At 76.5% G+C, this 1,872-nt stretch carries 2 protein-coding genes; both read right to left on the reverse strand.

Features of this window, described 5'->3' with window-relative positions:
* Positions 1–117 precede the first annotated feature (117 nt).
* Complete coding sequence (locus ABZ371_RS32210) at positions 118–900, reverse strand: hypothetical protein (RefSeq protein ID WP_358686406.1); 783 nt, start codon at positions 898–900, stop codon at positions 118–120.
* 175 nt (positions 901–1,075) lie between these two features.
* Positions 1,076–1,872 (reverse strand): helix-turn-helix domain-containing protein (locus tag ABZ371_RS32215; protein ID WP_358686408.1); only part of this gene is annotated, 797 nt, incomplete at its 5' end.

The following is a 1,872-nucleotide window of genomic DNA, read 5'->3' on the forward strand; positions in this document are numbered from 1 at the left end:
CGCGCTCACACGCGGTCCGGGCGGGGTGGCACGCGGTCCCGGGCGTGTTCGCGAGCGGTCCGGACCCGGCGGGCCGTGCCGCCCGGCCCGGAGGTGAAGAACCGCCCGCCCGGCGGGTCAGTTCGCCTCGGCCGTCCCGGGGTCCGGTGGTGTCAGCCGCGGCGCCAGCCAGGTGGGTACGCCGCCGAGGAGCCGGAACAGCCGGCCGGCCTCGGCCCGGAGCCGGGCCGCCTCGGGCTCGGCCTCGGTGTCCGCGAGCGAGATGAGCGCCGGGGCCGTGCCGACGAGGTATCCCAGCTCCTCCCTTATCCGCAGGGACTCGGCGAAGCCGTGCCGGGCCTCCGCGACTTCGCCCTCGCGCAGCGCGAGCGAGGCGAGGTGCCGCCAGGTGGACGACAGGAGCAGCTCGTCGCCCTGGGCGAGCGCCCCGGCGTGGGCCCTGCGGTAGGCGGCGCGGGCGGACTGGGGCGCGTCGGCGATGTTCTGTGCGATCAATCCGCGCCGCAGGTCCAGCAGCGGGCGGCCGGCGGCGGTGGGGGAGAGCAGGGCCGCCGCCCGGCTCAGCGCCACACTGGCCTCGTCGGCCCGGTCGCGTACGCCGAGGAGGGTGGAGGCGTAGGCGAGGTAGCCGCGCTCGCAGGCGGCCGCGCCGCGTTCGGTGTCGTCCTGGGCCAGCGCCTCGGCCGTGCGCAGCGCGTCCTCGGCGTCGGTCCAGCCCGTCCCGGCGTAGAGGCACCGCTCGATCAGCAGGGAGGTGCGCTGCAGGGCGACGGCCGGGTCGGTGGCCGCGTCGGGTTCGAGCAGCGCCGCCGCGTCGGTCCAGCAGGCGCGCGAGCGCAGCCGCCATACCGCTGTCTGGAGCGGCGGATCGTCATCTGCTGTCGTTCCGGTACCAGACATGGCGGTATGCGCCACGTTGCCCTCCCCTAGCGCGCCGTCGAGCCGTTGGGTCCTGGCGCATCTCAGCACGGAATGGCACGCCGGGCCAAGGGGTGGGATCGATGTCAGGTGAAAGATTTCACAATCGAGCGGGGGTCCCGTCCGTCCCGGGAAGTGCCCGAAAAGTGCCCGGAGGTCAGCTCATGCGCAGGGCGAGGAAGAAGTCGAGCTTGTCCTCGAGGCGCGAAAGGTCACGCCCCGTCAACTGCTCGATCCGCCCGACGCGGTAGCGCAGCGTGTTGACGTGCAGGTGCAGCCGGGCCGCGCAGCGGGTCCACGAACCGTCGCAGTCGAGGAAGGCCTCCAGCGTCTCGATCAGCTCCGCCCGGTGGCGGCGGTCGTAGTCGCGCAGCGGGTCCAGGAGCCGGGCGGTGAAGGCGCGGCGGACGTCGTCCGGGACGAAGGGCAGCAGCAGGACGTGCGAGGCGAGTTCGTGGTGGCCGGCCGCGCAGACCGGGCCCGGGCGCGCCGCCGCGACCCGGCGGGCGTGCCGGGCCTCCTCCAGCGCGCCGCGCAGCCCCTCGGCGGAGTGCACGGCCGCGCTGACACCCAGTGTCAGGCGGCCGTCGTCGGCGAGGCCCGCGGAGAGCGGTTCCCGGACGGCGGCGAGCAGGGCGTCGGCGTGCAGGGCGGCTTCCCGCCGCCCGGGACCGGCGGTGTCCGGGGCCTCGGCCGCCTCCTCGGCGCCGGGGGCGCCGGCGGCGGGCGCCGGAGGGATCGGGGGCAGGGGCACGAGGGCCACCGCCTCGTCGCCGATGTGCGCGACGGCGATCCGGTCCGCCGAGTCGGGGCCGGTGGCCGGCGGGTCGACCAGGATCTCCTCCAGCACGGCCTGGGCGGCCCGGCCGTCCGCCGGACCGGTGCCGGCCCCCTGCCCCGTCCACTCGACCCGGGCCACGACGACCTGCCAGTGCGGTGCCGCGCCCAGGCCCG

Source organism: Streptomyces sp. NPDC005899 (genome assembly GCF_040629645.1).
Lineage (GTDB): Bacteria > Actinomycetota > Actinomycetes > Streptomycetales > Streptomycetaceae > Streptomyces.

Bases quoted from the DNA above. Each gene is read 5' to 3' on its own strand.
- ABZ371_RS32210 (WP_358686406.1), bottom strand. From the start codon at position 900: ATGTCTGGTACCGGAACGACAGCAGATGACGATCCGCCGCTCCAGACA.